Origin of the sequence: Pseudomonas sp. R5(2019) (assembly GCF_009905435.1) — a bacterium.
Taxonomy (GTDB): domain Bacteria; phylum Pseudomonadota; class Gammaproteobacteria; order Pseudomonadales; family Pseudomonadaceae; genus Aquipseudomonas.
On record NZ_JAAAMT010000004.1, the window covers coordinates 115428 to 141326 of the forward strand.

General features: G+C 63.1%; 24 protein-coding genes. 3 read left to right on the forward strand and 21 right to left on the reverse strand.

What is annotated here, in order from left to right; all coding sequences use genetic code 11:
- Positions 1-10: 10 nt before the first annotated feature.
- From GUY40_RS04605 to antA, 13 genes are all read right to left on the reverse strand, one after another.
- Complete coding sequence (locus GUY40_RS04605) at positions 11-799, reverse strand: SDR family oxidoreductase (protein ID WP_166567756.1); 789 nt, start codon at positions 797-799, stop codon at positions 11-13.
- Positions 796-1389 (reverse strand): cysteine hydrolase family protein, encoded by a 594-nt coding sequence (locus tag GUY40_RS04610; protein ID WP_166567757.1) that lies wholly within the window; start codon positions 1387-1389, stop codon positions 796-798. The genes GUY40_RS04605 and GUY40_RS04610 overlap by 4 nt, the downstream gene beginning before the upstream one ends.
- Positions 1389-1922: an aromatic-ring-hydroxylating dioxygenase subunit beta gene (locus GUY40_RS04615; protein ID WP_166567758.1), complete on the reverse strand. Its 534-nt coding sequence runs from the start codon at positions 1920-1922 to the stop codon at positions 1389-1391. Before GUY40_RS04615 ends, GUY40_RS04610 begins: the two co-directional genes overlap by 1 nt.
- Positions 1912-3243 (reverse strand): aromatic ring-hydroxylating dioxygenase subunit alpha, encoded by a 1332-nt coding sequence (locus tag GUY40_RS04620; protein ID WP_166567759.1) that lies wholly within the window; start codon positions 3241-3243, stop codon positions 1912-1914. The genes GUY40_RS04615 and GUY40_RS04620 overlap by 11 nt, the downstream gene beginning before the upstream one ends.
- A gap of 17 nt (positions 3244-3260) precedes the next feature.
- Positions 3261-4205, reverse strand: a complete 945-nt coding sequence (locus GUY40_RS04625) for a PDR/VanB family oxidoreductase (RefSeq protein ID WP_166567760.1) — start codon at positions 4203-4205, stop codon at positions 3261-3263.
- Between the two features lie 418 nt (positions 4206-4623).
- The gene (locus GUY40_RS04630; protein WP_166567761.1) at positions 4624-5310 is read right to left on the reverse strand and encodes an ABC transporter ATP-binding protein; all 687 of its coding nucleotides are present in this window, start codon (positions 5308-5310) and stop codon (positions 4624-4626) included.
- The gene (locus GUY40_RS04635; RefSeq protein WP_166567762.1) at positions 5303-6052 is read right to left on the reverse strand and encodes an ABC transporter ATP-binding protein; all 750 of its coding nucleotides are present in this window, start codon (positions 6050-6052) and stop codon (positions 5303-5305) included. The genes GUY40_RS04630 and GUY40_RS04635 overlap by 8 nt, the downstream gene beginning before the upstream one ends.
- Positions 6049-7065, reverse strand: coding sequence for a branched-chain amino acid ABC transporter permease (locus GUY40_RS04640; protein ID WP_166567763.1), 1017 nt, complete (start codon positions 7063-7065; stop codon positions 6049-6051). The genes GUY40_RS04635 and GUY40_RS04640 overlap by 4 nt, the downstream gene beginning before the upstream one ends.
- 10 nt (positions 7066-7075) lie before the next feature.
- On the reverse strand, positions 7076-7987 hold the full coding sequence (locus GUY40_RS04645) for a branched-chain amino acid ABC transporter permease (RefSeq protein WP_166567764.1): 912 nt from the start codon (positions 7985-7987) through the stop codon (positions 7076-7078).
- A 66-nt stretch (positions 7988-8053) separates the two neighbouring features.
- The gene (locus GUY40_RS04650; protein ID WP_166567765.1) at positions 8054-9214 is read right to left on the reverse strand and encodes an ABC transporter substrate-binding protein; all 1161 of its coding nucleotides are present in this window, start codon (positions 9212-9214) and stop codon (positions 8054-8056) included.
- A 105-nt stretch (positions 9215-9319) separates the two neighbouring features.
- Positions 9320-10342, reverse strand: coding sequence for an anthranilate 1,2-dioxygenase electron transfer component AntC (gene antC, locus GUY40_RS04655; RefSeq protein WP_166567766.1), 1023 nt, complete (start codon positions 10340-10342; stop codon positions 9320-9322).
- Between the two features lie 19 nt (positions 10343-10361).
- Positions 10362-10853: an anthranilate 1,2-dioxygenase small subunit gene (antB, locus tag GUY40_RS04660; protein ID WP_166567767.1), complete on the reverse strand. Its 492-nt coding sequence runs from the start codon at positions 10851-10853 to the stop codon at positions 10362-10364.
- Between the two features lie 2 nt (positions 10854-10855).
- Positions 10856-12259 (reverse strand): anthranilate 1,2-dioxygenase large subunit, encoded by a 1404-nt coding sequence (gene antA, locus GUY40_RS04665; RefSeq protein ID WP_166567768.1) that lies wholly within the window; start codon positions 12257-12259, stop codon positions 10856-10858.
- 360 nt (positions 12260-12619) lie between these two features.
- Here antA and GUY40_RS04670 point away from each other — a divergent pair, with 360 nt between their 5' ends.
- The 3 genes from GUY40_RS04670 (at position 12620) to GUY40_RS04680 (ending at position 16148) form a co-directional block, all read left to right on the forward strand.
- The gene (locus GUY40_RS04670; RefSeq protein ID WP_166567769.1) at positions 12620-13870 is read left to right on the forward strand and encodes an OprD family porin; all 1251 of its coding nucleotides are present in this window, start codon (positions 12620-12622) and stop codon (positions 13868-13870) included.
- A gap of 258 nt (positions 13871-14128) precedes the next feature.
- A complete protein-coding gene (locus GUY40_RS04675; protein WP_166567770.1) occupies positions 14129-15142 on the forward strand; it encodes an AraC family transcriptional regulator in 1014 nt (337 codons plus the stop codon).
- A 1-nt stretch (position 15143) separates the two neighbouring features.
- A complete protein-coding gene (locus GUY40_RS04680; RefSeq protein WP_166567771.1) occupies positions 15144-16148 on the forward strand; it encodes an AraC family transcriptional regulator in 1005 nt (334 codons plus the stop codon).
- A gap of 172 nt (positions 16149-16320) precedes the next feature.
- Here GUY40_RS04680 and GUY40_RS04685 read toward each other — a convergent pair whose 3' ends face one another.
- The 8 genes from GUY40_RS04685 to GUY40_RS04720 all read right to left on the reverse strand — a co-directional run bounded on the left by GUY40_RS04685 (position 16321) and on the right by GUY40_RS04720 (position 25767).
- Positions 16321-17595 (reverse strand): OprD family porin, encoded by a 1275-nt coding sequence (locus GUY40_RS04685; RefSeq protein WP_166567772.1) that lies wholly within the window; start codon positions 17593-17595, stop codon positions 16321-16323.
- 148 nt (positions 17596-17743) lie between these two features.
- Positions 17744-19147, reverse strand: a complete 1404-nt coding sequence (locus GUY40_RS04690; protein ID WP_166567773.1) for a methyl-accepting chemotaxis protein — start codon at positions 19145-19147, stop codon at positions 17744-17746.
- Positions 19141-19893 (reverse strand): class II aldolase/adducin family protein, encoded by a 753-nt coding sequence (locus GUY40_RS04695; protein ID WP_166567774.1) that lies wholly within the window; start codon positions 19891-19893, stop codon positions 19141-19143. The genes GUY40_RS04690 and GUY40_RS04695 overlap by 7 nt, the downstream gene beginning before the upstream one ends.
- Positions 19890-20888 carry a ketopantoate reductase family protein gene (locus GUY40_RS04700; RefSeq protein ID WP_166567775.1) on the reverse strand — a complete coding sequence of 333 codons (999 nt, stop codon included), beginning with the start codon at positions 20886-20888 and terminating at the stop codon, positions 19890-19892. The genes GUY40_RS04695 and GUY40_RS04700 overlap by 4 nt, the downstream gene beginning before the upstream one ends.
- 26 nt (positions 20889-20914) lie before the next feature.
- The gene (locus GUY40_RS04705; RefSeq protein ID WP_371924710.1) at positions 20915-21676 is read right to left on the reverse strand and encodes an ABC transporter ATP-binding protein; all 762 of its coding nucleotides are present in this window, start codon (positions 21674-21676) and stop codon (positions 20915-20917) included.
- Positions 21677-21696: 20 nt separating this feature from the next.
- Complete coding sequence (locus tag GUY40_RS04710; protein ID WP_166567776.1) at positions 21697-23499, reverse strand: ATP-binding cassette domain-containing protein; 1803 nt, start codon at positions 23497-23499, stop codon at positions 21697-21699.
- Complete coding sequence (locus tag GUY40_RS04715) at positions 23496-24533, reverse strand: branched-chain amino acid ABC transporter permease (protein WP_166567777.1); 1038 nt, start codon at positions 24531-24533, stop codon at positions 23496-23498. Before GUY40_RS04715 ends, GUY40_RS04710 begins: the two co-directional genes overlap by 4 nt.
- Positions 24534-24615: 82 nt before the next feature.
- Positions 24616-25767, reverse strand: coding sequence for an ABC transporter substrate-binding protein (locus GUY40_RS04720; protein WP_166567778.1), 1152 nt, complete (start codon positions 25765-25767; stop codon positions 24616-24618).
- Between the last annotated feature and the right edge of the window lie 132 nt (positions 25768-25899).

The window sequence follows — 25899 nt, forward strand, 5'->3', positions numbered from 1 at the left end:
TTATCAGGTTTTATTGGCTGTCACGGTGCTGTTGGAACCAGACCCGCGGCGACACGCCACGGTCCGGCCCGAGAATCGAAAAACCGCCGTCTACTGGCACATCGACACCGGTCATCCAGCCGGCGCCCGCGCTGCACAAAAAGGCCACCACGCTGCCGATCTCATGGCCCCGGCCAATGCGCCCGAGCGGGTGAAACGGCGCCCCGACCTGATCGGCCAACTGCGGATCGTTGCCGCTGAATTCGGCCACGCTCGGCGACCAGGTCCAGGCCGGGGACACGCTTAGCACGCGGACTCCCTCCGGGGCCAGGGTCATGGCCAGGTTTTTGCTGAGTTGCAGGATGCCGGCCTTGGACGCGGGGTAGAGCGCTCGCCCGGCCGCGCCGAATTTTCCACCGGTACTGCCAATGTTGATCACCACGCCGCCGCTGGGCAGGTGCGCCGCGGCCTTCTGGGTAAAGATCGCCGCCGACACCAGATTGACGTTCAGGGTTTTCAGCCACTGCGCCCGGTCCGAGGCCAGCCCATGATCGGCATACAGACAGGCATTGTTGACCAGAATGTCGAGCCTGCCGAAGCGTGCCAGCGTAGCAATGATGCAGGCGTCGATGTCTTCGTCGCGCTCCACGTCACAGGCTGAAAACGCGCAACCCAATTCATCCGCCAGTGCCTGACCGCTGTCAGCGTTGCGCCCGACCAGCATCACCTGTGCGCCCTCGGCCAACAGCTGACGAGCGATGTCCAGGCCCAGCCCTTGCGTACTGCCGGTAATAATCGCGACCTTGCCTTCGAGCATCATGCCAAGTCCTCCAGTGCCTGATTGACGTCGCTGATGCGGGCGATCAGCGCCATGCTTGCCAGCGAGGCCGCCTGTACGCCGCTGTCTGCGCAGGCGCAGGCATCCGCTGCCACGGTCACTTCGAAGCCGCAATCGACCGCATGGCGCACCGTGCTTTCCACCACGGAGTGGGTCGCCACACCGGCGATCAGCAGGTGCGAGGGATTGAACTGGCGCACCACGGTTTCCAGCGGCGAGCCATAAAAGGCATTGATCCGGTGATGGGTGACGACGAATTCGCGGCGGCTGTCGAGCGGCGCCAGGGCGCTGAAAAACTCGGCGCCCCAGCTGCCTTCCTGAGCAGCGCCGATGGCGGCGACATTGCGCAGAATCGGCGCATTCTGGATCAGGTCGGCGTAGTCCGGGCGAAACGCCACGCGTACGTGAACGATCGGCCAGCCCTTTGCCCGTGCTCCAGCCAATAATCTGCCGGCAGCGTCGAGCAGTAATGCGCGCCCGCTGTCGTCGGCACCCAGCCCGACCCGAATCTTGCCTTCGGGGTGCAGTACGTCGTTCTGATAGTGCAGTGCGATCACCACCGGCGCGTTCATCACACGAACACCTCAAGGTTGGCGAACACGTCGTTGCAGTTGATCAGGTCCACGCGCTTGAGCTGGATCTGCCAGCCGCCGCTTTCCTGAGCGGCCAGCTTGTAGGTGTAGCGGCCGGCGAGCTGGCGTTGCTCCAGGCGCCATTCGCTGTATTGGAAGCTGGCGCTGACGACTAACAGGCCCTGGGCGTCGAGGCCTTCGATCATCACGTTGCCGACCAGGTGGGCGGTCTGGGTCTGCGGTTGCTGAGACCAGTTGCGGGCGTTTTCCACCCGGCGAATCCGCACTTCACGCAGCATGCGGTTTTCCCAGAACAGCGAGATATGGTCGAAAGGGTTGTCCTGTTCGTGCTTGTGCGGCACCCAGTACATCCCGGTGGCGGTGAACAGCGTGTCCCATTCCCAGAAGCGCCGCTCATCCAGCAGTCGCGCCTCCTGGTAGAGAAACTGTTCGATCTGGCGCAGGGTCTCGGTCGGGACCTGGGCGGGGGTCAACTGGCGGGTGTCGACGTCGATTCGGCGATCAAGCAGCATGGGTGCTCTCCTTGGCGATCAGGGTGGCGGTCATGAACTGTTTCCAGGCGGCGAACTGGTTGCGCATCGGCAGTTCACTGGTGCCGTTGGTGGACACCGCGCCGTCTTCCAGCTGCTGGTCGGTGCCGACATAGCGGTGCATGCTGATCCAGTCGCCGCCACGGGTCATGTTGCCCTCCTGGCAGCGGGCATAGACTTCGACGTCGTCGGGCATGACGTTGGAGGAGGGTGAGTTGATGACGTTGGCGTAGGTCAGCGCCCGGTCGAACACTGCATCCGGGGCGCCTTTGCAGCGGAACGTCTGGATCTCGACCATGGTCTGATCCACGGCGATCGGGCGAATCACCCGAAATTGCATGAACACCGTGTGCGGCGAGCCACTGCCGTAGATCACCGTGTTGTGGCGGTTCATGCCGAGGATCTCCTTGGCGCGCTGTTCGCCATAGGCCTCGCTCAGGCATTCGAAGTGGGCGCGGGAGACCTCATCGCGCTCGGCAGCGGCCGGGTCGAAGATCGCTTCCATGTAGCCGTGGCCGTTGTGATAGGCGCGCAGCTCGAGCTTTTCCCAGAAGTCGTAGGGCTCGCCGTTGCCGTCCATGATCAGCAGTTCGAATGGCATTTCACCGAGGGCTTCGGCTTCGCCGCGTGCAGCGTCCACCGAGGATTCGTGAGTGACCCGAGCATGCATGGTGTCGTGCAGGTTCTCGTAGAACACCTTCCAGTTCGAGCGCTGCTGCACGCGGAAGATGCCGCCGGCCACTTCGACTTCACCGACGGGTGAGCGGTCGCAGAGGTTGTCGATGGAGGTAATGACGCCGCCGAGGAATGATTTCAGGTCTGGCCCGAACGCCGCTTGGCTGGCAAACACGAAGCCGCGATAGGTTTCGACGCGGGCGACGCTGACCATGGAAAAGTCCGGGTGTCTGGGGTCGTAGCAGGTGCCTTCGAACCCGCTTTTGAGTGGCGCCGACAGGTGCTGGCCGTCCAGTTTGAAAGTCCAGGCGTGGTACGGGCAGCGGAAGAACTTGCCGACACTGCCGTCACCGTCGGCCACAAGCTTGGCGCCCTTGTGCGGGCAGCGGTTGTACAGCACGCTGACCTTCTGGTTGGCGCCGCGCACCATGATCACGTCCTGATCGCCGATGCGGGTGGTGTGGTAGTCACCGGCGTTCTTCACCTGGCTTTCATGGCCGACGTAGATCCAGGCGTTGCCGTAGATGCGCTCCATCTCAAGCTTGAACAGGGTCGGGTCGGTGTAGACGCTCTTGTGCACGCTGTCCTCGCGGATCAAGGCAGCGATTTGCTCGTTGGTCGGTATCACGGGATATCCTCGGCTTGTCACAGATCGAGCACCAGCAGCGCGCTGCTGGCACGGGAAACACAGGTGCAGAAACTGCCGCTGGCGCGGTCGCGCTCCGACAGGCAGATGTCGCGGTGGTCGGCCTGGCCTTCGATGACCTGGGTGACGCACACGCCGCAATCGCCCCGGCGGCAGTCGAACATCGGGTCCAGGCCGGCTTCGAGCATGGCGTCCAGTACGCTTTGCCCAGCCGCCACTTGCAGGCTCACACCGCTCTCGCGCAGATGCACTTCAAAGCCTTGATCGCCGGCCACTTCCAGTGCGCCGCTGAACAGCTCGTAGTGCAGGTGATCTTCTGCCCAGCCCCGTTCGCGGGCGCAGGCCAGCACGCTGTTGAGCAGGGTGGCGGGGCCGCAGATGTAGAGGTGGAGGCCGGCCTGTGGCGCGGCCAGAATCGCGGTTGCAGGGAAGCGTTTCTGCGGGTCGCCGCCGCTGATCCAGCAGTGGCTGTCGACGCACGCGCGGGCTTCTTGCAGGTAGGCCATCTGCGCCTCGTCTCGACCGGCGTAGTGCAAGGTGAAGGGCTTGCCCGCCGCCTGCAGCGCACGCGCCATGCCCAGCATCGGTGTGATGCCGATGCCGCCGGCGATCAGCAGTGCATGTTCGCTGTTTTCGTTAAGCGGGAAGTGGTTGCGAGGTGCGTCGGCCTGCAGTTCATCGCCGACCTTGAGCGAGTGCACCCAACGCGAACCACCGGTACCGGTTTCTTCCAGCTGGACAGCGATTTCGTAGTGTTCGCCGTCGGGCAGGTTGACCAGCGAGTAGGCCCGGCGCTGAGCGCGATGGCCCGGCACATGCAGCTCAAGATGCGCCCCGGCGGTGAAGGCCGGCAGTGGTTGGGCGTCGCTGGACACCAGCAGCACGCGGCGGATTCTGGGGGTCAGAAGCTCGATCTGTTGGACCCTGAGCGAGAGGCTGGACATACGCAATTCCTGTTTGAATTCGTAGTCACTGTATGAAGCTTGAGGAGGGCAAAAAAGCCGCAAACGGCAAACCGGTATCCACTTCTGGCGAGAGTGATTGCGGGCCTGAAAAGCATCGCGGGCAAGCCTTGCTCCCACGCCGATCTCCACTCCTCCCGATCTGGAGTGGGGATCATTTTGTGGGAGCAAGGCTTGCCCGCGATACAGTCGCCGCGGTGTAGCTGATACACCGAGGTGATGCCATCGCAGGCAAGCCTTGCTCCTACCCGATCAAGAGCAATCTGCGCAGCTTCGGCAGGGATGGAGATGGGCGTGGCAAAGCTTGCTCGCGATGGCGCGCACGAAAACGCTGCATGATCTGTGGAAAGTTACCGACCGCTTCAACGTTGTTGTAAGCCTGATTCAGGTCCATGGTTGCTCACACGCCCAGGTAGCGTTGCGAAAGTTCCGGTTGCGCCGCCAGCTCCCGCGGCGTGCCATCCCAGACTTGCCGCCCCTTCTCGATGATGTGATGACGGTCGACCACCCGGGCCATCTCCTTGAGATTTTTGTCGATCACCAGAATCGTCTCGCCTTCGGCTTTGAGGGTGGCCAGGCAGTTCCAGATCTGCTCGCGAATGATCGGCGCCAGGCCTTCGGTGGCTTCGTCGAGAATCAGCAAACTGGGGTTGGTCAGCAGCGCGCGGCCGACCACTAGCATCTGCTGCTCGCCGCCCGACAGGGTGCGTGAGAGCTGGTCCTGACGCTCCTGCAAGCGCGGGAACAGTTCATAGACCCGCGCCAGGTCCCACTTGCCGCGCGTGGCGGTGGCCAGCAGGTTTTCCCGCACGCTCAAGGTACCGAACGCGCGCCGGCCCTCCGGGACCAGGCCCAGGCCGGCCTTGGCAATGCGATAGGGTGCTGCGCCGCGCATTTCCGTGCCGTTGATGCGGATGCTGCCGGCACTGGGCTTGAGCAACCCCATGATCGATTTGACCGTGGTGGTCTTGCCCATGCCATTGCGGCCGATCAGCGACACCACCTGGCCCTGCTCGATGCTCAGGTGCATGTCGAACAACACCTGGCTCAGGCCGTAGCCCGCTTTCAAGCCCTGAACTTCAAGCATGTTCTTCTCCCAGGTAAGCGGCCCGCACTTGCGGGTCGTTGCGCACTTGTTCGACGCTGCCGGTCAGCACGGTCTGGCCATACACCAGCACCGTGATGCGGTCGGCGAGGGCGAACACCGCGTCCATGTCGTGCTCCACCAGCAGGATCGCGTAGCGGCCCTTGAGGCTGTGCAGCAGTTCGGTCATGCGCGCAGATTCGTCGGCGCCCATGCCGGCCATCGGCTCATCCAGCAACAGCACCGACGCTTCCTGAGCCAGCGCCAAGGCGATCTCCAGCTGCCGCCGCTCGCCGTGGGACAGCTCGTTGACCGGATGCTGCGCCCGCAGTCCCAGGCCTACCTGCTGCAAATAGCCCAGGGCCGGCTGCAGCAGACGGGCGTCGCGGCTCAGTGGGCGCCACATGCCGAACGCCTTGCCGTCGCGCGCGGCGATGGCCAGGGCGACGTTTTCCAGCAAGGTGAACTCGGTGTACAGCTGGCTGACCTGAAAAGCGCGCGCCAGGCCGAGGCGCGGCCGCTGCCAGGCCGGTACGCGGGTGATGTCCTGGCCGTTGAGGTGGATCTGGCCGTGATCGGGGAAAATCTCGCCGGCGATCTGGGCGATCAGGGTGGATTTACCGGCGCCGTTCGGGCCGATGATTGCGTGCAGTTCGCCCTTGGCCAGCTCAAGGCTGGCGCCGTTGGTGGCCTTCACCGCGCCGAAGGCTTTGTGCAAATCGCGGATCGACAGTTGAGCGCTCATGGGCGTGCCTCCACGGCGGTGTTCGGTTTGACGGCGGCCGCTTTCGGTTTGCGCTGCAACAGGCTCAGCAGCAAGCCGTAAACGCCCTTCTTGCCGAACAAGACCACCAGCAACAGCAGCGGCCCGAAGATCAGCATCCAGTGCTCGGTCCACTGGCTCAGTACCTGTTCCAGGCCCAGGTAGGTCGCCGCGCCCAGCAACGGGCCGAGCAAGGTACCGACGCCGCCGAGAATCACCATCGCCATCAGCTCTCCGGACTTGTGCCAGGCGCCCATGTCGGGGCTGACGAACAGCGCATAGTTGGCCCACAGAATCCCCGCCAGGCCACCACCGGTACCGGCGATGACAAAGGCGGTCAGGCGATAGCGCAAGGGTTTGAGGCCCAGGCTGATGCTGCGCCGCTCACTCTGTTTGAGCCCGCGCAGTACAAAGCCGAAGCGCGAATTGACCAGCCGCCGGCACAGCAGCAACCAGCCGGCCAACAAGCCCACGCACAGGTAGTAGAAGTGGTTGGCATCGCCCAGGTCCAGGGCGCCGAGGGTATTGCGCTCATTGAGCAGAATGCCGTCGTCGCCGCCGTACAGCGACAGCGAACTGAGCACGAAGTACAGCATCTGGCCGAACGCCAGGGTGATCATGATGAACTGCACGCCGGTGGTGCGCAGCGACAGATAACCCACCAGCAGCGAGAACAGCGCGCAGATCAGCAGTGCCAGCGGCCACACCACCAGCGCGCTGTTGCTGCCTTCCCAGCCCCACAGCGGCATGCCCTGTGAGGTGTGGAAGGCAACGATGCCGACGATATAACCGCCCAGGCCGAAGAACGCAGCATGGCCGAAGCTGACCATGGCGCCGTAGCCGATCAGCAGGTCCAGGCTGATGGCCGCCATGCCGTAGATCGCCAGGCGGGTGAAGAAGCTGACCAGATAGGGTTCGTGCAACCAGCTGGCCAGCAGCGGCATGCAGGCGAAGGTCGCCAGGCACGCAAGGTCAATGATAAGGCGTGGTGACATAGCGTTCTCCTCAGGCGCGGGCCGGCAGCAGGCCGCGCGGGCGCACCAGCAGCACCAGGGCCATGACGATGTAGGCGCTGGCCGAAATCAGCCCGGCGCTCAGGGTGCCGCTGGTTTCGCTGGGCAGCAGTGGGTCCAGCAGCGGCGGAATGTAGGCGCGGCCCAGGCTGTCGACCATGCCGATCAGCAAGGCCCCTACCAGCGCTCCGCGCACCGAGCCGACTCCGCCGACGACGATGACCACGAAGGTGGTGATCAGGATCTTCTCGCCCATGCCGATTTCCACCGACAGCAGTGGCGCTGCCATGAAACCGGCCAGGCCGCAGAGCACGCAGCCAAAGACAAACACCAGGGTGTACAGCCGTGCGATGTTGACGCCCAGCGCGCCGACCATTTCATGGTCATCGGCACCGGCGCGAATCAGCATGCCCAGGCGGGTGTGGTTGATCAGCAGCCACATGCCAACCGCCACCACCAGCCCTGCGGCGATAAACAGCAACCGGCTGACCGGATACATCAGGCCCGGCAGCACCTCGACGAAGCTCGAATACCATTCGGGCGTGGGCATGGCGGGTGGGCTGCGACCGAAGATCAGCGTCAGCAGTTCGTTGCTGAAAAACACCACCGCCAGGGTCGCCAGCACTTGGTCCAGGTGATCGCGCTTGTAGAGCCTGCGCATGATCGAGGTTTCGATCAGCGCCCCATAGCAGGCCGAGCCGATCAGGGCGGCCAGGCCGCCGAGCCAGAACGAGCCGGTGGCCATGGCGGTGTAGGCGGCGCAGAAAGCGCCAACCATATAAAAGGCGCCATGGGCCAGGTTGATGACGCCCATGATGCCGAAAATCAGGGTCAAGCCTGAGGCCAGCAGAAACAGCAGGGCGCTGTATTGCAGGCCGTTGAGAATCTGTTCGAGCAATAGCATTGCTGCGTTCCTCATGAAAACGCCCCGCAGGCAATCTGCAGGGCGAGGACGGGGCTCAGGTGCCGGTCAGATCGAGCATTGAGCGGCGTAGCTGTCGACGTGACGGGTGGCCAGGGTCTTGATCGGCACTTCGACGAGCTTGCCATCGGCGCCGGTCTGGACTTGCAGCAGGTACCAGTCGATCACCGGGTGCTGGTTCTGGGCGAAGCTGAAGTCACCGCGAATGGAATCGAACTTCACGTTTTTCATCGCCGCGCGGAAGGCCGCCTGGTCTTTCAGATCTCCCTGGGAGGTCTTCAGGGCAGCACCGATCAGCCGTGCGGTGTCATAGGTCTGTGCGGCATACACCGTGGGGGCGCGCTTGTACTTCTCGGTGAAGGCCTTGACGAAGGCCTGGTTGGCCGGGTTGGCCGACTGCGGGTTCCAGAGCGTGACGATGTTGGTGCCCTTGGCCACCTCGCCGGTGGCGGCGAGCATGCGTTCGTCCATGGAGAACACCGGCACCACCATCGGGATCTGCGCCGACAGCCCCGAGCCGCCGTATTGCTTGGCGAAGTTGATGCCGCCGCCGCCCGGGTGGAACTGGAAGATTGCATCCGGCGCCAGCGCACGAACGCGCGCCAGCTCCACCGAGAAATCCAACTGGTTGAGCTTGGTGTAGATCTCGGTCACTTCGCCCTTGAAGGTGCGCTTGAAGCCGGCCAGTGCATCACGGCCGCCCTGATAGTTCGGCGCCAGGATCACCATCTTCTTGTAGCCCAGCTCGTTGGCCGCGACACCGGCCATCTCGTGCGGGGTGTCGTTCTGGTAGGAGCCGACAAAGTAGTTGGCCATGCACTTTTCACCGGCAAGCGTCGACGGCGCGGTGTTGTTGCTGACGTAGAAGCCGTCCTTGGTGGCGGTGTTGATCACCGCCGCCAGCACGTTGGAAAAAATCACCCCGGTGTACAACGAGACACCGTCCAGGCTCATGCGGTCGGCGATCTGCTTGGCCTTGGCCGGTTGCAAACCGTCATCTTCCACCAGTAACTGCACCGGCACGCCGCCGAGCTTGCCGCCTTCCTGATCGATCGCCAGCTGGAAGCCGTCGCGCGAGTCTTCGCCCAGGTAGCCGGCGGGGGTGGAGAGGGTGGTGATGAAGCCGATTCGGACAGGCTCCAGGGCCTGTGCAGCCGTTGCCGCGCAGAGGGAGGTTGCCAGACATGCACGCAATACCAGGTTTTTCATGAGGCGGCCTATGAAGTGGTTCGTGCCAAGGCACGGTAGGAAGTCGATGAGGGCAGTGATTCAGTGTTCGGTCGGGCCGATTGATTGTTGTTATGGGGCGCTGCGTCAGCTGTTGCTTTCGGTGAACTTCTCCAGGTACAGGCGGCTGTGTTCCAGGCCGTGCTGCTGGCGCCAGTCCTTGATGGACTCGACCATCGGCGGCGGGCCGCACAGGTACAGGTCGAACGGCTGGTCGCGCAGCTCGGCCAGCTCCAGGTGCTCGGCGATATAGCCGGTCTTGCCCGGCCAGTCGGGGTTGGGGTTGCTGACCACCGGCGTGAAGCGAAACCCCGGAATCCGTGCGGCATAGGCCCCGATGCGCGAGACCTCGCACAGGTCCGCGGCCTCGCGCACGCCGTAGTACAGGTGTACCGGGTGGCTGCAGCCGCCCTGGTCAGCAATCCGGTCGAGCATGCCCAGGAACGCCGACAGCCCGGTGCCGCCGGCCACCATCACCAGCGGGCGGTCGATATGGCGCAGGTAGAAGGCACCCTGCGGCGCTTCCATGTGGATGACGTCACCGACCTGGCAGCGATCGCGCACGTAGTCGGTCATCACGCCGCTGGGCAGCAGGCGAATCAAGAATTGCAGGTTGCTGCTGCCCGGCGCGCAGGCGAAGGAGTATGAGCGCCGATGCTCGGTGCCAGGCACTTGCAGACGGGCGTACTGGCCTGGCAGATAATCCAGCGCTTTGCCTGCGTCGCCGACTTCCACGTGCACGATGGCGGTGGTCGGGGACACCTGCCGCACCTCGCTCACGGTGCCTTGCAGGCTGCTCGGCCCGCTGCTGCCACAGAGGCTCGAGTCGAAGTCGAAATAGAAGGCGGCGTCCGATTGCACGCGGGTCTGGCAGGTCAGCACCTTGCGCTCGGCCAGGTCGTTGGCCGAGAGCGCTTCGTCGTCCACGTAGTCCTGGGTGTACTGCCCGGATTCACAGCGGCCCTGACAGGTCGCGCAAACCCCTTCGCGGCAGTCCAACGGAATCTTGATCCCGCTGCGCAGGGCCGCATCGAGCAGGATTTCATTGTTCTGCACGTTGCAGAAGAGTGTTTTGCCGTCGGCGAAACTGAAGGCGACCTTGTACGTCATGAGCGTTAATCCGCAGGGTTCAGAGATGGTAGAAATCGAGCACGGAGTTGATCGTGTCGTTGAGCAGCACCACGTGCTTGCGGGCGATCTTCCAGCGCTCGCCGTCGGGCCGCAGGCGGTAGGTGGCGCGGCCGAAGAACTGCTCGGCGGTCTGCATGCGGTAGTACAGGGTGCTCCAGTTGACGCGCACTTCCAGCTCATCATCCGCAAGCGGCGCGATGCGCACGTTGCTGACCAGGTGCAGGGTGCGCGGCATCGGGATGGTCGAGGCGGCCTTGCCGGTGCGGATGCGGAACACCCGGTCTTCCAGGCCGCCACGGTTGGGGTAGTAGATCAGCGACATGCCTTTTTTCGGGTCGGTGGTGTAGACGTGCTCCGAGTCCCATTGCGGCAGATGAAATTCGCTGTCCTCGCTGAACATGGCCAGATAAGCGTCCCAGTCCTGGGCATCACAGGCCTCGGCGTTGCGATAAAGAAATTGCTCGACGCGGTATTGCAGTTGCGAATTCATGTTCACACCTCACGCAGTTTCAACGGTTGTTGTTCGGCCGCCTTGCGCGCCAGGCCCTCAAGCAAAAAACGCTGCCAGTTGGCGTGCTGGTTGACGTACAGACCTTCATGGGTGAACTCGGTGCCGGTCAGTGCCGGATTGATGCCGATGGTTTCGCTGTTGCGGGTGGCGCCTTCGACCCATTTGCCTTCGCCGCGCGAGATGTCGCTCCAGCGCTCCAGGCGGGCCTGGAAGCCGCGCTGGGCTTCGCGAAACTCCACCAGGTCATCGGGGGTGCCCATGCCGGACACGTTGAAGAAGTCTTCGAACTGGCGAATGCGGTTTTCCCGATCGGCGTCCGACTCGCCGACCACGCCCAGGCAGAAGCTGTTGATCTCGGTCTTGTTCCAGGCCAGCGGGCGGATGATCCGCAGCTGCGAGCTGATCTGGTCGAGGAAGAACATGCTCGGGTAGATGTTCAAGTTGCGCAGGCGGTGCATCATCCACTCGGCCTTGCCCTGGCCGTATTCATCGACCAGGCGCGGCATGATGGTGGCGTAGCCGGGGCGCACCGCCGGGTTGGGCATATCGCTGAACAGCAGGCTGTGGCCGTTGTGGAAGGCGAACCAGCCGTCGTCGGTTTCCTTGTCGCCGGCGCCCAGCTTGCTGTAGTCCAGGGTGTCGCTGGCAGTCAGACCTTTCTCGGCGTTGACCTGCTGGCGGTGCTGCACGGTAGCCACGTAGTTGTAGTGCACGGTACTGACGTGATAACCGTCCAGGCCGTTCTCGTTCTGCAGTTTCCAGTTGCCGTCGTAGGTGTAGGACGACTTGCCCGGCAGCACTTCAAGCTGGCCGGTGGGCGACTGCGCCACCATCATGTCGAAGAACACCTTGGCATCGCCGAGGAAGTCTTCCAGCGTATCGGTACCGTCCACGTTGAGGCTGACGAACACAAAGCCCTTGTAGCTTTCGATTCGGGCCTTTTTCAGGCCACGGGTGGCCTTGTCGAAGCCTTCGGGGTATTCGCCCGGCGCCTTGACCTTCACCAGCCGGCCATCGCTCTTGTAGCACCAGGCATGGAAGGGGCAGGTGAAGGTCGACTGGTTACCCTTGCCGACGCGGGTGAGGGTGGTGCCACGGTGTTGGCAGGCGTTGATCAGGGCGTTGAGGCGGCCTTCACCGTCGCGGGTGATGATCAGCGGCTGGCGCCCGGCGCGCATCGTCATGAAATCGTGATTATGGGCGATTTCACTTTCGTGGCAGGCGTAGATCCAGTTCTTCTCGAAAATCAGTTCCATTTCCAGGTCGAACAGTTCCGGGTCGGTGAACATGTCGCGGGCGATGCGATAAACACCGTCTGCCGGGCGCAAGTCCAGGCAACTTTCAATGTAACTTTTCCACTGTTCGACACTTCGTGCAGTTGTCATATCCCCGTCCTCGGCCAATGGGCTAATTCATGCCTCCATTTAATGAGGGGGTGGCCTGCAGGGTCTATCCGCTTATTGGTCGAAACCCATCCGTAAAATCGGCTCTGTTCCCCGACTGCAGGCGCTCCAGCCCCGCAAACACGGGTTTTGTTCGCCGATGGCCGCTGAGCAAATGGCTATTTGTCCTTCAGTAACGGGATAGCCGCTGACGAACTTATTGCGGCTTAATTTCAACCGAAGCACCACCAGAGTGTCTCGCCGCAGGTAACAAGAAACTGCCACTGCTCATGGCCTTGGGTTCTGTACCTGAAGGGCCTTCTATTCATGTGTTGCGATAAATGCGACTGGGGAAGAACTAATATGTTGGATAAAACGTGGCTGGTTCGGGGGGTACAAGCAGTTGGGCTGTTGACACCCTTGTTGGCGCACGCGGATGTGGTCAGTGACAGCAGCCTGGCGCTGGGCACCCGCAACTTTTACATCGATCGGGATTTCAAGGAAGACAACCCGGCCCGTTCGCGGGTGGGCAGCTGGACTCAGGGTTTCGACCTGCGCTTTGCCTCCGGCTACACCGAAGGCCCGGTGCAATTCGGTCTCGATGCAGCGGTGCAATATGCCTATCGCCTGGACGGCGGTGGCGGGCGTGGCGATGACACCATCATCCCCTACAGCCGCAGCCGTCAGGAGCAGGCCGATGAATACGGCCGCGGCGGTGTGACGCTGAAAATGCGCTATTCGAAAACCGAGCTGAAACTGGGCGAACTGCGGCCGATTCTGCCCGTGGTGGTGATCGACGATTCGCGCCAACTGGTCACGACCTATCGCGGTGGGCTGCTCGAATCCAGGGAAATCGACGGCCTGACGCTGACCGCCGGGCGCCTGACGCAGATCGGTGCGCGTAACTCTTCCAACTACGAAAAGATGTACCTGCAGACCGGCTCCGGCCTGCGCCGCACCAGTGACGGCCTCAACTTCGCCGGCGCCAGCTATGCCTTCAGCCCCTCACTGACCGGCAGCTATTTCTACGCACAGCTGGAAGACATCTACCAGCAGCACTACCTGGGCGTGACTCATCTGGCCGACCTGGGCGCTGGATATGCGCTGAAAACCGACCTGCGTTACTTCAACAACAGCGAAGACGGCGATGCCCTCTACGGCGACATCGACAACCGCTCCTATGGCGCCATGACCACCTTGAAAAAGAGCGGGCATGCCTTCGGTGTGGGCTATCAGCGCATGCTCGGCGACAGCAACTTCCCGACCCTGGCGGGCTACGTGCCTCAGCCGTTTCTGGTGAACTGGTCTCGGGTGGCGTTCATCAAGCCCAACGAGAAATCCTGGCAGGCCCGTTATGACTACGACTTTGCCGCCATCGGTGTGCCGGGCCTGAAATTCATGACCCGCTACCTCAAGGGCACCTCGGTGGACCGTGGCGCCAACCTGAGCCAGGCGGCCGAACACGAGCGCAATCTGGTGCTGTCTTATGTGGTGCAAAGCGGCCCGCTCAAAGGCGTGGGCGTGGAGGCCGGCAATGTGGTCGCCAAGTTCAGCCACGGTAACGACTGGGTCGAGAACCGTCTGATCACCACTTACACATGGAAATTTTGGTAACGACCTGCCCCGAAATCGAACGCGGTTGTGCGCTGAAGTGACGCCTTGGGTAGCGCTTCGCCCGAGGCCCTGACCGCTCTTGGCACCGTTGCTGTGCGCGTAATCGCCGCGCACCGCGTTCGATATCCAGATAGTCTTCGATTACTAGCCGAAAAGTGCGGATATCGCCCGATCGCACTGGCTGGGCATAGCCCTTGCAACTCAATGAGCCTACGCGCCGAAGAGCGTGTCGATGTCCATCGCCGTGGGTGCACTGTCATGACCGAACCAAGTGTTGTCCAATTTCGAGATATCCGCATAGACCGCTACGACCTGGCCGGCGCTCGCGCGTGGATGGCCGGTATTTGCGGGCCGCACGAACTGCAGACTCCCCAGCCGAACCGGATTCAGTTTCACCACAAGGCCAATGTCTTCAAATCCATGTCGACGACCCTGGGCCGGATGGAGTACGGCACCGATGTGACCATCGGCGTCGAGGATGCCGAACACCTCAATTGCTACAGCCTCAGCCTGCCGATTCGCGGCGAGCAAGAGCTGGTCAAGGACGGCCGTCGGCTGTACTCCAACCAGGATCAGGGCCTGATCGTGACACCTCACGAAACCCAGGAACTGAGCATGGCCGGCGACTGCCACAAGATCTCCGTGGTGATCACCCGCATGGCCATGCGTCAGACCCTGGAAGGCATGCTGCAACGCCCGCCGGAAATGCCGCTGATGTTCGAGCCGGTAATGGATGCGGTCAACGGCGCTTCTGCCTCCTGGTGGCGGCTGGCCCGTTACTACATCGACGAGCTGGAGCGCGGCCACGATCTGTTCGATCAGGTGTGCTTCACCCGTGATATCGAAAGCGCGCTGATCAAGGGCCTGATCCTGTCCCAGCCCAACAACTACAGTGCCGAGCTGCGTGATCAGCTGGGCGCCAAGTTGCCGTACTACCTGGTGCGTGCCAAGGACTTCATCGAAAGCAACGCCCGCGAAGATATTCACCTGGAAGACATCGAAGCCGCGGCGGGTGTTTCTCGCTTCAAACTGTTCGAAGGTTTTCGCAAGCACTTCGGCGTCTCACCCATGGCGTACCTGAAGAAATTTCGCCTCGGCGCTGTGCGTCAGGAAATTCTTGAAGACGCCTCGGTGCGCAATATCTCCGTGATCGCCATGGGCTGGGGTTTCTCCCACCTGGGCCGGTTTGCCAGCGAATACCGCAAGCTGTTCAACGAAACGCCCAGCGCCACCCTGCAGCGCAGCGAAGCCCGTCGCAACCGGTCGCTTTGAGATGACGACCTTGCAGTCGGCCACCGCCAATAGCGTGGGCCTGAATTTGTCGTTGATGTGTCGCGAGCCGGTGTTTACCAGCCGTTCGGCGCAGGAAACCCAGCGGTTGATGGGGCAAGCGCTGGTGGAGCACGAACTGGACTGGCCTCGGGGCGGCGTCGATACGGCGTTCTATCGGGGGCAGGTAGCCAGTTGCGAGCTCTATGCGCTGCGTTACGGCGGCCAGGTGGAAATCCGGCCACAGCCTTTCGAGGATTTCGTGCTGGTGCAGATGCCACTGCGCGGCAGTGCAACCCTTGAGTCCGACGGCATGGGCTATTGCGTCAGCCCCGGCGAAGTGGCGATTCTGTCGCCGCGTGAGCAAGCCCGAGTGGTGTGGGAGGAGGGCTGCGAGCAGTTGATTCTCAAGTTGCCGCGGGCATTGCTCGATGCCAGCCAGATGGCGTTGGCCGATGACTTGCCATCGGGTTTCACATTGGCGCCGGTCAGCCGCTTGCAGCGGCCGCTGGCGATGCGCTGGTTTCGCCTGGTCAGCGAGTTGCTGGAGCATTTGCCGGATGGGGCGCCGGGTGCAACGCCTTCGCGCTGGTTGCAGCATCTGGAGCAAAGCTTGCCGCTGTTTTTGCTCAGCCATTGTTCCGCTGCGCAGCAAGAGCCGCTTTCGCTACGCCAGCCAATCCGCCAGCTGCAAAAAATCGACGCCTGCATGCGTGAGCACCTTGGCCAGGGCATTACCTTGGCCGAACTCGCGGTTGCTGCGGGTGTGAGTATTCGCAGCTTGAACACTTTGTGTCAGCGCGAATACGGCCAAAGCCCTATGGACCGCTTGCGCGGTTTGCGACTTGAGGCGGCTCGGGAGTACTTGCTTGGGAAGCCCCATGCCAGTGTGACCGAAGTGGCGCTGGAGTTTGGGTTTGGGCATGTGGGGCGGTTTGCCAATTACTATCGGCAGCGGTTTGGGGAGTTGCCGAAGCAGACGGGGAGGGTGGGCGGTTCCAAATTTTAGGTGCTGTACGACCGATGTGCGTTTGTGCAGGACCTGCGCGGGTTGCTTTTGATCGGGTAGGAGCAAGGCTTGCCTGCGATAAAATCAACGCGGTCGGCCGGATACAACGCAGCGCCTGCATCGCAAGCAAGCTTTGCTCCTACAGGGGTAGGATTCGGATTTGGTGGAGATCTTAGAAGCCCACGACGTAGCTGAGGATCACCCGGTTCTCATCGGCGCTGTCGTAGTAGTTCGAGCGCGCCGTTGCGTTTCGCCAGCGCAAGCCGAGACTCTTCAAAGGCCCGCTTTGCACCACATAGGCAATGTCCGTGGTGCGCTCCCATTCCTGGCCTTCATCGCCCGAAGCGCGAAGCAACGCAGCCTTGCGCGTGCTGATGTGTTGCGGGTCAACGTTGTCGCCTTTGACGTAGCGCAAGGTGAAGGTCAGCCCGGGTAACCCGAGGGCGGCGAAGTCGTAGTCATAGCGGGCATGCCAGGCCCGTTCATTCTGCAGGGCAAAGGTGCTGACCTGCTGTTCACTGAACAGGTAGGTATCGCTGCCGCCCAGATAGGCATAGGCCGTATCACCCGAGATTTTTTGATAGCCACCGCTGAGGCGATGCGCACCCAGTTGGTAGCCGAAGTTGCTGCTGATCACCCGGTTATCCACTTCGCCGACTTTCTCGGCGCCGATCTCTTTGGCGGTGAAATAACGCAGTTCGGTGAACGCCTTGCCCGGCCCCAGGCCAACGCTGTATTTGAGCCCGGCAAAATAGCGTCGGTAGAAATCCTCCAGTTCAGCCACCTGGCCGCTCAGGGTAAGGGCAGGGGTGACCTGGTAATCGGCGCCGGCATAGCGGTAGCTGTCGCTGGTCACGGCGGTGGAATAGGCTCCGAGCTGGCCCATGGTGGTCAAGTCTTCGGAGTCGCTGGAGTCCCGTTGCTTGACCTTGTCTACGCGTCCGGCGGTGACGGTCAGTTTGTCCACTTCCTTGAAGCTTATCTGGCCGCCGTTGAACACCTGCGGGAACAGCCGGCTGCTGTTGCTGGCCAGCAGCGGCAGCACCGGGATCAACCCTCCGTAACGCAGTTCGGTCTTGCTGATTCTGGCCTTGGCGGTCAGGGCGAATTTGGAGTAGTCGTCTTCGGCACGGCCATCGCGTCCGCGAGGCAGCAGGCCGGTGCCGGTGCGGTCGGGGCTGGAGTCGAGCTTGAGGCCGAGCATGCCGATGGCGTCCACGCCCACGCCGACCACCCCGTCGGTGAAGCCGGATTGCAGGTTAAGTTGAAAGCCCTGTGCCCATTCTTCGCGTTTGGACTGGCTGGGAAAACCATCGCGAAAGTCGCGGCTGAAGTAGAAGTTTTTCAGTTCCAGCTTGCCGCTGGAGTCGCTGATGAAATCGGCAAAAGCGGGGGTGGTCAGCATGCCCAGCGCAACGGCAATGCCCAGGCGAGTGGGTCGCGTCATCGTCTTGAACCTTGTTTTATTGTTATTGGTTTACCGCCGCCCCGTTTCACAGGGGAGAGCGGTAGGTGGGGTTCAGACTAGGGAGGGCAAGGGCGAGCGAAAAGACGTGTTTCACGCGGTGATCCATCGCAGGCGGCGATGGATGCGTTCAACCGTGGCGGAAGCGTTTGGCCAGGTCCAGTTGCGAGGCGGCCAGCTCGCGCAGTTCATGGCTGATCTTCACGTTATGCTCGGCCTGTTGCTGGCTCTGGCCCGACAGCGCGGCGATCTGGCTGATCTGTCGATTCACCTCTTCGGCAACCTGGCCCTGTTGCTCGATCGCGGCGGCCATTTGCAGGCTGACGTCGGTGATGTGCCTGACCTGCTCACCAATCTCGCGCAAGGCACCGTCGACCCGCTTGGCATCGACCTCTGATTGGCGTGCCGCCGTCTGGCCGCGCACGGCGGTTTCCAGCGCCTGGGTGCTGCCCTGGCGCAAGGCTTCGATCGATTGCTGGATCTGCCCGGTGGATTGGCGGGTTCGCGCCGCCAGGCTGCGCACTTCATCGGCGACCACGGCAAATCCACGACCGGACTCACCCGCCCGTGCCGCTTCGATCGCCGCGTTGAGCGCCAACAAGTTGGTCTGCTCGGCGATACCGTGAATCACTTCAGTGATGCCGCTGATGGCATCGATCGACGAAGCCAGCCGGGCCACGGCTTCAGCGATTTCCTCGACCGAACCAAACAGCGTGTGCAGCGATTGCTGGCTTTGCGTGGTGGTCTGCTGACCCTGCTCGGCCAGCGCATCGACTTGCTGGGTGGCCTGAGCCGCCTGTTGCAGGTTTTGCGACAACGCCTGAATGGTCGTGCTCATCTGGTGGATGGCAGCGGCGGACTGGTCGGTTTCGTTAAGCTGGCGTTGCAGTTGTCGGGCCTGCTCCTCACCCATGCGCGAGGCTTCGTCGGCACGCTGGCGCAGGGTCTGGCCGTTGATCTGGATCCGCGCCATCACGGTGCGCATGCGCAGTTGCTGGCTGTGCAAGGCCATGGCAAAGCGGCCGATGCTCCCGGACCCGTGTAGCGCCGCCAGCGCCGGATCGCTGAATGCCTGCGGGTAGCGCGCCAGCGTGCGGGGCAGGGCGGCGCGTTGCCAGCGCGCCGCGAACCAGCCGGCCAGTGCCCTAAATCCGCCCGGCCTGTTGAGCCGAGCGTACAACGCGCCAGCCTGTTCGATCTGCCCGTCGTCCAGCGGGTGGTACACCGTACCCAGCGCACTGAGCTTGCCGCCGTCCATCAATGGCACCACGTACAGATAGCGCCAGAACGTGTAGCCAAAGCGATCCTGCCCCATCACCGGCGCCGTCCACGGCAGCCCGGCGCGCAGGGTGCGCCACATCGAATCCAGCACCTGGCGCGGTAGCGCCGGGTGGTTGATCATTTCGAAGGGCTTGCCGAGCAAGGCTTCACGCGGGTAACTGCACATTTGCAAATATTCGTCATTGCAGCTCAGCAGCACGCCTTGCGGATCAAGGCGTGAGATCGGCAGCGGCTTGTCCGCCTCGCTTACCATGGCTGGCCGCGCTCGGCGATCAGCTTGCGGACCATGGCGTCGAAGAATTTGATCGCAAAGCCGCTTTCGCGAATCAGCATCGCGGTCAGGTCCGCGCACTTGGCGCTGATGTCTTCGGGCAACGGATTGTCTTCACCGCCCAGGGCGCCGGCCTGGCACTGGATTTCGGCCGCGCGCTGCACGGTCCAGAGCAGGAAGAACGCCTTGGCGATGCTGCTTTCACCGACCGCGATGCCGTGGTTGCGCAGTACCAGAATGTGCTTGTCGCCCAGGCTGTCGATCATTCGCGCCTTCTCGTCATCGAACAGCGTGATGCCTTCAAAGGTGTGGTAACCGATGCGCCCATAGAGCTGGGCGCCATAGAAATTGTGGTGATCGAAGCCGGCCTTTTTCTGCACGATGGCTGAGATCGGTGTGGTGTGGGTGTGGATCACGCATTGAATGTCGTGGCGGGCGCCGTGCACGGCGCTGTGCAGGGCGAAGCCGGCCGGGTTGGCATCGAACGGCGAGGGCTCCAGCTTATTGCCGTCCAGATCGACCTTGAGCAGGTTGGCCGGTGTCACCTCGGTGTAGTTCTGGCCGAACGGGTTGACCAGGTAGTGGTGTGCCGGGCCGGGCAGGCGCGCGGAAATATGGTTGAAGATGGTTTCGGTCCAGCCGAAGAAATCCACCAGGTGGTAGCAGTGCGCGAGTTGAACGCGCAGTGCCCATTCTTCGTGGCTGCAGTGAGAAGGTTGAAGGCTCATGCCGGGCTCCTTGCAAAGGTTCTGTGTTCGCCGCGAAAACGCGCCAGGGCAATGATGTTGCGGGTGACCTGCATGGGCACCGCCATCTGCTCGGCCAGTTCCAGCACAGCGTCGCCGATGGCGGCGAGCTCCAGCGGGCGGCCGTTGTCGTAGTCCTGGAGCATCGAGGTGCGGACCGGGCCCATGTTGGCGCCCAGTTCCAGAAAGGTGTGCGGATCGATGCTGACCCGTGCGCCGTGGGCGGCGGCGGTCAGCAGGGTTTCGTGGAGCACGCTGCTGACCAGCTCACGCAAGGCCGGCAGGCTGTAAAGCTGCTCAAGGGTCGCGCCAGTGACCACCGACAGTGGGTTGGAGCTCAGGTTGGCGATGATCTTGGTCCACAGGTTGTCGCGGATCCGGTCGCTGCTGCGGGCTTCGATCCCGGCCTTCTCGATCACCTGGCGCACCCGCTCAAGTCGTGGGCTCAGGCTGTTGTCCGGCTCGCCGACAATCATCAGGTGCGGGTTATTGGATTCGACCTGGCCTGGCGCCACGGTTTGCGCGGTGATAAACACCACGCAGCCGATCAGGTGTTTCATGTCCAGTGCGCGGCTCAGGGCGCCGTCCGGGTCAACCGCCTGGACGGTCTGCCCGGCAAAGCGGCCGCCTTCGCCATGGAAGTACCACCAGGGCACGCCGTTGACCACCGGTACCACCACGGTGTCGGGGCCAAGCATCGGCTGGATCTGCTCCAGCGCGGCGCGCAAGGCCGGGGCTTTGGTGCAGATGAAGATCAGCTCCTGCGTGCCCAGGGCCTCGGCGTCGTCGCTGGCCACGACGCACACATGGTGCTGGCCGTCGAGGTCATTCAGGCGGATACCGTCTTCGCGGATGCGGGCCAGGCTGTTACCCCGGGCCAGCAGTGTGACGGCCTGGCCGCTGCCGAGCAGGCGGGCGGCCAGGGTGCAGCCGATGGCGCCCGCACCGACGATGGCGATGCGCAGGGGTTCGCTCATGGGGGCTCCTTGCTCCATTGGCGCGCTCAACTGGCCAACATCTCTTGATGTTTGCTCGCCAACCCCAGGTAGGCCTCGATCACCCGTGGGTCGTCGGCCAGTTGTGCGGCCGGGCCTTGCATGGCGATCTGGCCGGTCTCCAGTACATAGGCGTAGTCGGCGACCCGAAGCGCGGCGCGGGCGTTCTGCTCCACCAGCAGGATCGACACGCCTTGCTGGCGCAGGGCGGTGATGATGCGGAAGATCTCCCGGGTGATCAGCGGCGCCAGGCCCAGGCTGGGCTCATCGAGCATCAGCAGGCGCGGCTTGGCCATCAGCGCGCGGCCCACCGCGAGCATCTGCCGCTCGCCGCCGGAGAGGGTGGCGGCCAGCTGGTCGCGGCGTTCCCACAGACGCGGAAACAGGTCATAGATTTCCTTCAGCGTCTGGCCGTGGTCGCGCTTGCCCCGGCGGTGGCGCTCGAACGCGCCCAGCAGCAGGTTGTCGGCCACGCTCATGCTGGTGAACAGCTCGCGTTTTTCCGGCACCAGGCCCAGGCCGCGAGAGACCATCACTTCGACTTCAGGCACCGCTTCCAGGCTGCCGTCGAAGTTGACCTGGCCGCGCGAGCCGAGCACGCCCATGATCGCCGAGAGCAGGGTGGTCTTGCCGGCGCCGTTGGGGCCGATCACGGTGACGATCTGCCCCTCGCCAACCCGCAGGCTGGCGTTGCTCAGGGCCTCGACCTTGCCGTAGGCGACGCTCAGTTCCTTGATTTCCAGCAGGGTGTTGCCACCCTGGTTGTTCATGCCATGTACGGGTGCGTTCATCATTCGGCCCCTCCCAGGTAGGCTTCGAGTACGGCGGGGTCTTTTTGCACCTCTTCAGGCAAGCCCTGGGCGATGCGCTGGCCAAACTCCATGACCACCACGCGGTCGACCAGGCCCATGACGAAGTCCATGTCGTGCTCGACCAGCAGGATCGCCATGCCTTCGCTGCGCAGGCGGCTGAGCAGGATGCCGAGGGCTTCCTTCTCTTTCAGGCGCAGGCCGGCGGCCGGTTCGTCGAGCAGCAACAGGCACGGGTCGGCGCACAGGGCGCGGGCGATTTCCATGATCCTTTGTTGCCCGAGCGCAAGGCTGCCGGCTTCCTCATGGAGGTAGTCGCCCAGACCCACGCGTTCGAGCTGGCGGCGGGCTTCAGCCAGCAGGTCGGCTTCTTCGCGCCGGTCCAGGCGCAGGGTCGCTGCCAGCAGGCCTTTGTGGCCGCGCAGGTGGGCGCCGATGGCGACGTTTTCCAGCACGCTCATGGTCGGCAGCAGTTTCACGTGCTGGAAGGTCCGGCTCATGCCGTTGCGGGCCATCAAGCGCGAGCGCACACCGTTGACGCGTTCGCCCATGAACAGCACCTCACCGGAGGTCGGTGTGTCGACGCCGGAGAGCTGGTTGAACAGGGTGCTCTTGCCGGCGCCGTTGGGGCCGATCAGGGCGAGGATTTCGCCGGCGTGAACTTCCAGGTTCATGTCATTGTTGGCCACCAGCCCGCCGAAGCGCCTGGTGACATGGCGCGCTTCCAGAATCACGCTGCCGGCCTTGGGCAACTGGCGACGTGGCAGTTCGCGCTCACTGTTGATTGCAACGGTTTTGACTTTCTTGCCGCGGGGCTTGAACAGCTTCACCAGCATCGGCCACAGGCCACCCGGTGCACGTTGCATCAACAGCACGATCAGAATGCCGAAGACGATGGTCTCGTAGTTGCCGCTGTTGCCCATCAACACCGGCAGCCAGTCCTGCAGCCATTGCTTGAGCATCGTCAGGATGCCCGAGCCGAGCAGGGCACCCCAGACGCTGCCGACGCCGCCGATCAAGGCCATGAACAGGTAGTCGATGCCCATGTTCAAACCAAACGGCGTCGGGTTGACGAAGCGTTGGGTGTGGGCGTACAGCCAGCCGGACAGCGCCGCAAACACGGCGGAGATGACGAAGATCACCATCTTCGCGCGGAAGGTGTTCACGCCCATGGATTCGGCCATCACCTGGCCGCCCTTGAGCGCGCGGATGGCTCGGCCTTCGCGTGAGTCCAGCAGGTTTTGCGTCAGCAGCATGGCGACCAGCAGCACCGCCCAGATCAGGTAGAAAATCTTGTTGCCCTGGTCCAGCGTCCAGCCCAGTAGCGTGATCGACGGCAGGCCGCTGACGCCGGTGTGCCCACCCAGTGATTCGACGGTGCCGAACAGGTAATACAGTGACAGCCCCCAGGCGATGGTGCCCAGTGGCAAGTAGTGGCCAGACAGGCGCAGGGTCAGCGCGCCGAGAATCAGCGCCACCACCACGGTCAGCGTTACACCCACCAGCAGCGTTAGCCACGGCGAGGCCGTGGCCCAGGCCAGCCAGCCCGGAATCTGCTCCGGGCTGGCGGTGGTCAACCAGGCGCTGGTGTAGGCACCCAGGCCCACGAATGCCGCTTGGCCGAAGCTGGTCATGCCACCGACGCCGGTCAGCAGGACCAGGCCGAGCACCACCAGGGTGTAGAGGCCGATGTAGTTGAGCAGGGTGACGTAGTAGGGCGGCAGCGCTTGCGCCGCCACGCCCAGGGTCACCACGAACAGCAAGATCAGGTAGCGCGGATTCATTCTTCTTCCTCCACGTGGCGGCTGGTGAACGAACGCCAGATCAGGAACGGAATGATCAGGGTGAACACGATGATTTCTTTGTAGGTGCTGGCCCAAAACATCGAGAACGCCTCGATCAGGCCGACGCTGACGGCGCCAAGCGCGGCCAGCGGATAGCTGACCAGACCGCCGATAATGGCGCCGACAAAGCCCTTGAGGCTGATGATGAAACCGGAGTCGAAGTACAGCGTGGTGATCGGGGCGATGAGGATGCCCGACAGCGCGCCGATAAAGGTCGCCAGCAGGAACGTGGCCTTGCCGGCCAGGTTCGGCGAAATGCCCATCAGCCGCGCGCCCATACGGTTCACGGCGGTAGCACGCAGGGCCTTGCCGTATAGGGTGCGCTCAAAGAACAGAAACAGCGCGATGATCAGGCTCAGGGAAACGAAGATCACCCACAGCGTCTGGCTGTTGAACATCACCGGGCCAATCGCCAGCCCTTGCTCGGAGAACGGCTGGGTGCGCGCCCCTTCCGGACCGAACAGCAGCAGGGCGATGCCGACCATGCTGACGTGCACGGCGATGGACACGATCAGCAGCACCAGCGAGCTTGCCGAGGCAATCGGCTGGAACACCAGACGGTAGATCTGCGGCCCCAGCGGCACGACCAGCGCGAGGGTCAGCAAGGCTTGCAGCGCCATCGGCAGCTCGGCCAATGGCAGCGTGCGAACCAGCGCCACCAAAGCGACGGCGTAACCGAGCTTGAGGAGAATTTTTTTCGGAAAGCGCCAGGCGTGGCTGGAGCGTGCCGCGCCGATCAGGTCGAGGAGGCAGTCGATCACCGTCAGGGCCAGCACCAGCCAGACCAGTGCGGTCGGCTGGCCGGCCTGAATGCTCGCCATGGTCAGGGCGCCATAGGTGACGAACTCACCCTGGGGGATCAACAGGATGCGGGTGACGGTAAAGACCAGCAGGATCGACAACGCCAGCAACGCGTAGATCGCGCCATTGGTGATGCCGTCCTGGCCCAGCAGCATGGCTATCTGGAAGTTCATAGTGGTAACTCTTCTACGGGGTCATCAGGCTTGAGCTGCGCGCCATCTCACGGTTCGGGATGGCGCGCGGCGGACAGCGGAGTCAGTCCTTGAGCAGGGTCCAGGCGCCGTTCCTGACCTGGATCAGCTCGCGGCCGCGCTCATCGAAGCCGCTGTGGTCGGTCGCGGTCATGTTGTAGACGCCCTGGGTGCCGGCCAACTCCCTGGTCTGTTCCAGTGCGTCGCGCAGGGCCAGGCGGAATTCCGGCGTGCCGGGTGAGGCCTTGGCGGCGGCGACCGGAATCGCCGCTTGCAACAACAGGCCGGCGTCAAAGGTGTTGGCGCCGAAGGTGGCGGGCTTGCTGCCGTTGAGTTTTTCGTAGGCGGCGATGTAGTCGCTGGCGATCTTCTTCGATGGGTTGCTGTCCGGCACCTCATCGAGCACCAGCATCAGGCTGGCGGCCAGAATCGTGCCCTCGACTTTCTTGCCACCCAACTTCAGGTAGTCGGGCAGGGCTGCGCCGTGGGTCTGGTAAATCTGGCCGCGGTAGCCCTGGTCAAACAGCGTGGTCTGCGGCATCACCGCCGAGGTGCCGGGGGCCGCGATGAGGACGGCGTCGGGGCGCGTGGTGAGGATCTTCAGGCTTTGCCCGGTGACGGAGGTGTCCTGGCGCTGAAAGCGTTCGTTGGCGACCACCTTGATGTTGTGCTCGGCGGCCAGCGCGCTGGTGACCTTGGCCCAGTTCTCGCCGTAGGGGTCGGCGGTGCCGATCAGGCCCAGGGTTTTCACGCCCTTCTTTTGCATGTTGGCGAACAGCGCCTTGGCGATCAGGTCGTCGTTCTGGGTGGTCTTGAACACCCACTTTTTGACATCGTTCATCGGCAGCACCACAGCGGCGGTGCCCACCGGTGCCAGCAATGGCACGCCGGCTTCGGCAGCGAACTGGATCACGCCCATGGCGTTGGGCGAGCCGCTTGGGCCGATGATCGCGTCGACCTTGTCTTCGCTGATCAGCTTCTTCAGCGCCTTGACGCTGGCGGTCGGGTCGCTGGCGTCGTCCAGGTCGAAATAGGTAATGGTCTGCCCGCCAGCTTCCCGCGGCAGCAGCGGCACGCTGTTTTTCTGCGGCAAGCCGACCATGGCGATAGGCCCGGTGGAGGAGGTGATCACACCGACCTTCACATCGGCCTGGGCGATGGACGCACTGACCGCAGCACTCAACAGCAGGGTGGACACAGCTTTTTTGAAGAGCATGACTTTCTCCGAAGCGTTGCAAGGCGAAGCCGGCGCGCGAGTTCTCGAGGAGCGCTGCCGTCGATGTTCGGGTAGGGGAAATAGCAGGTTGCATGCCAGAAAAATCCGACGCCCCGTTTTGAGCGAGGGGTG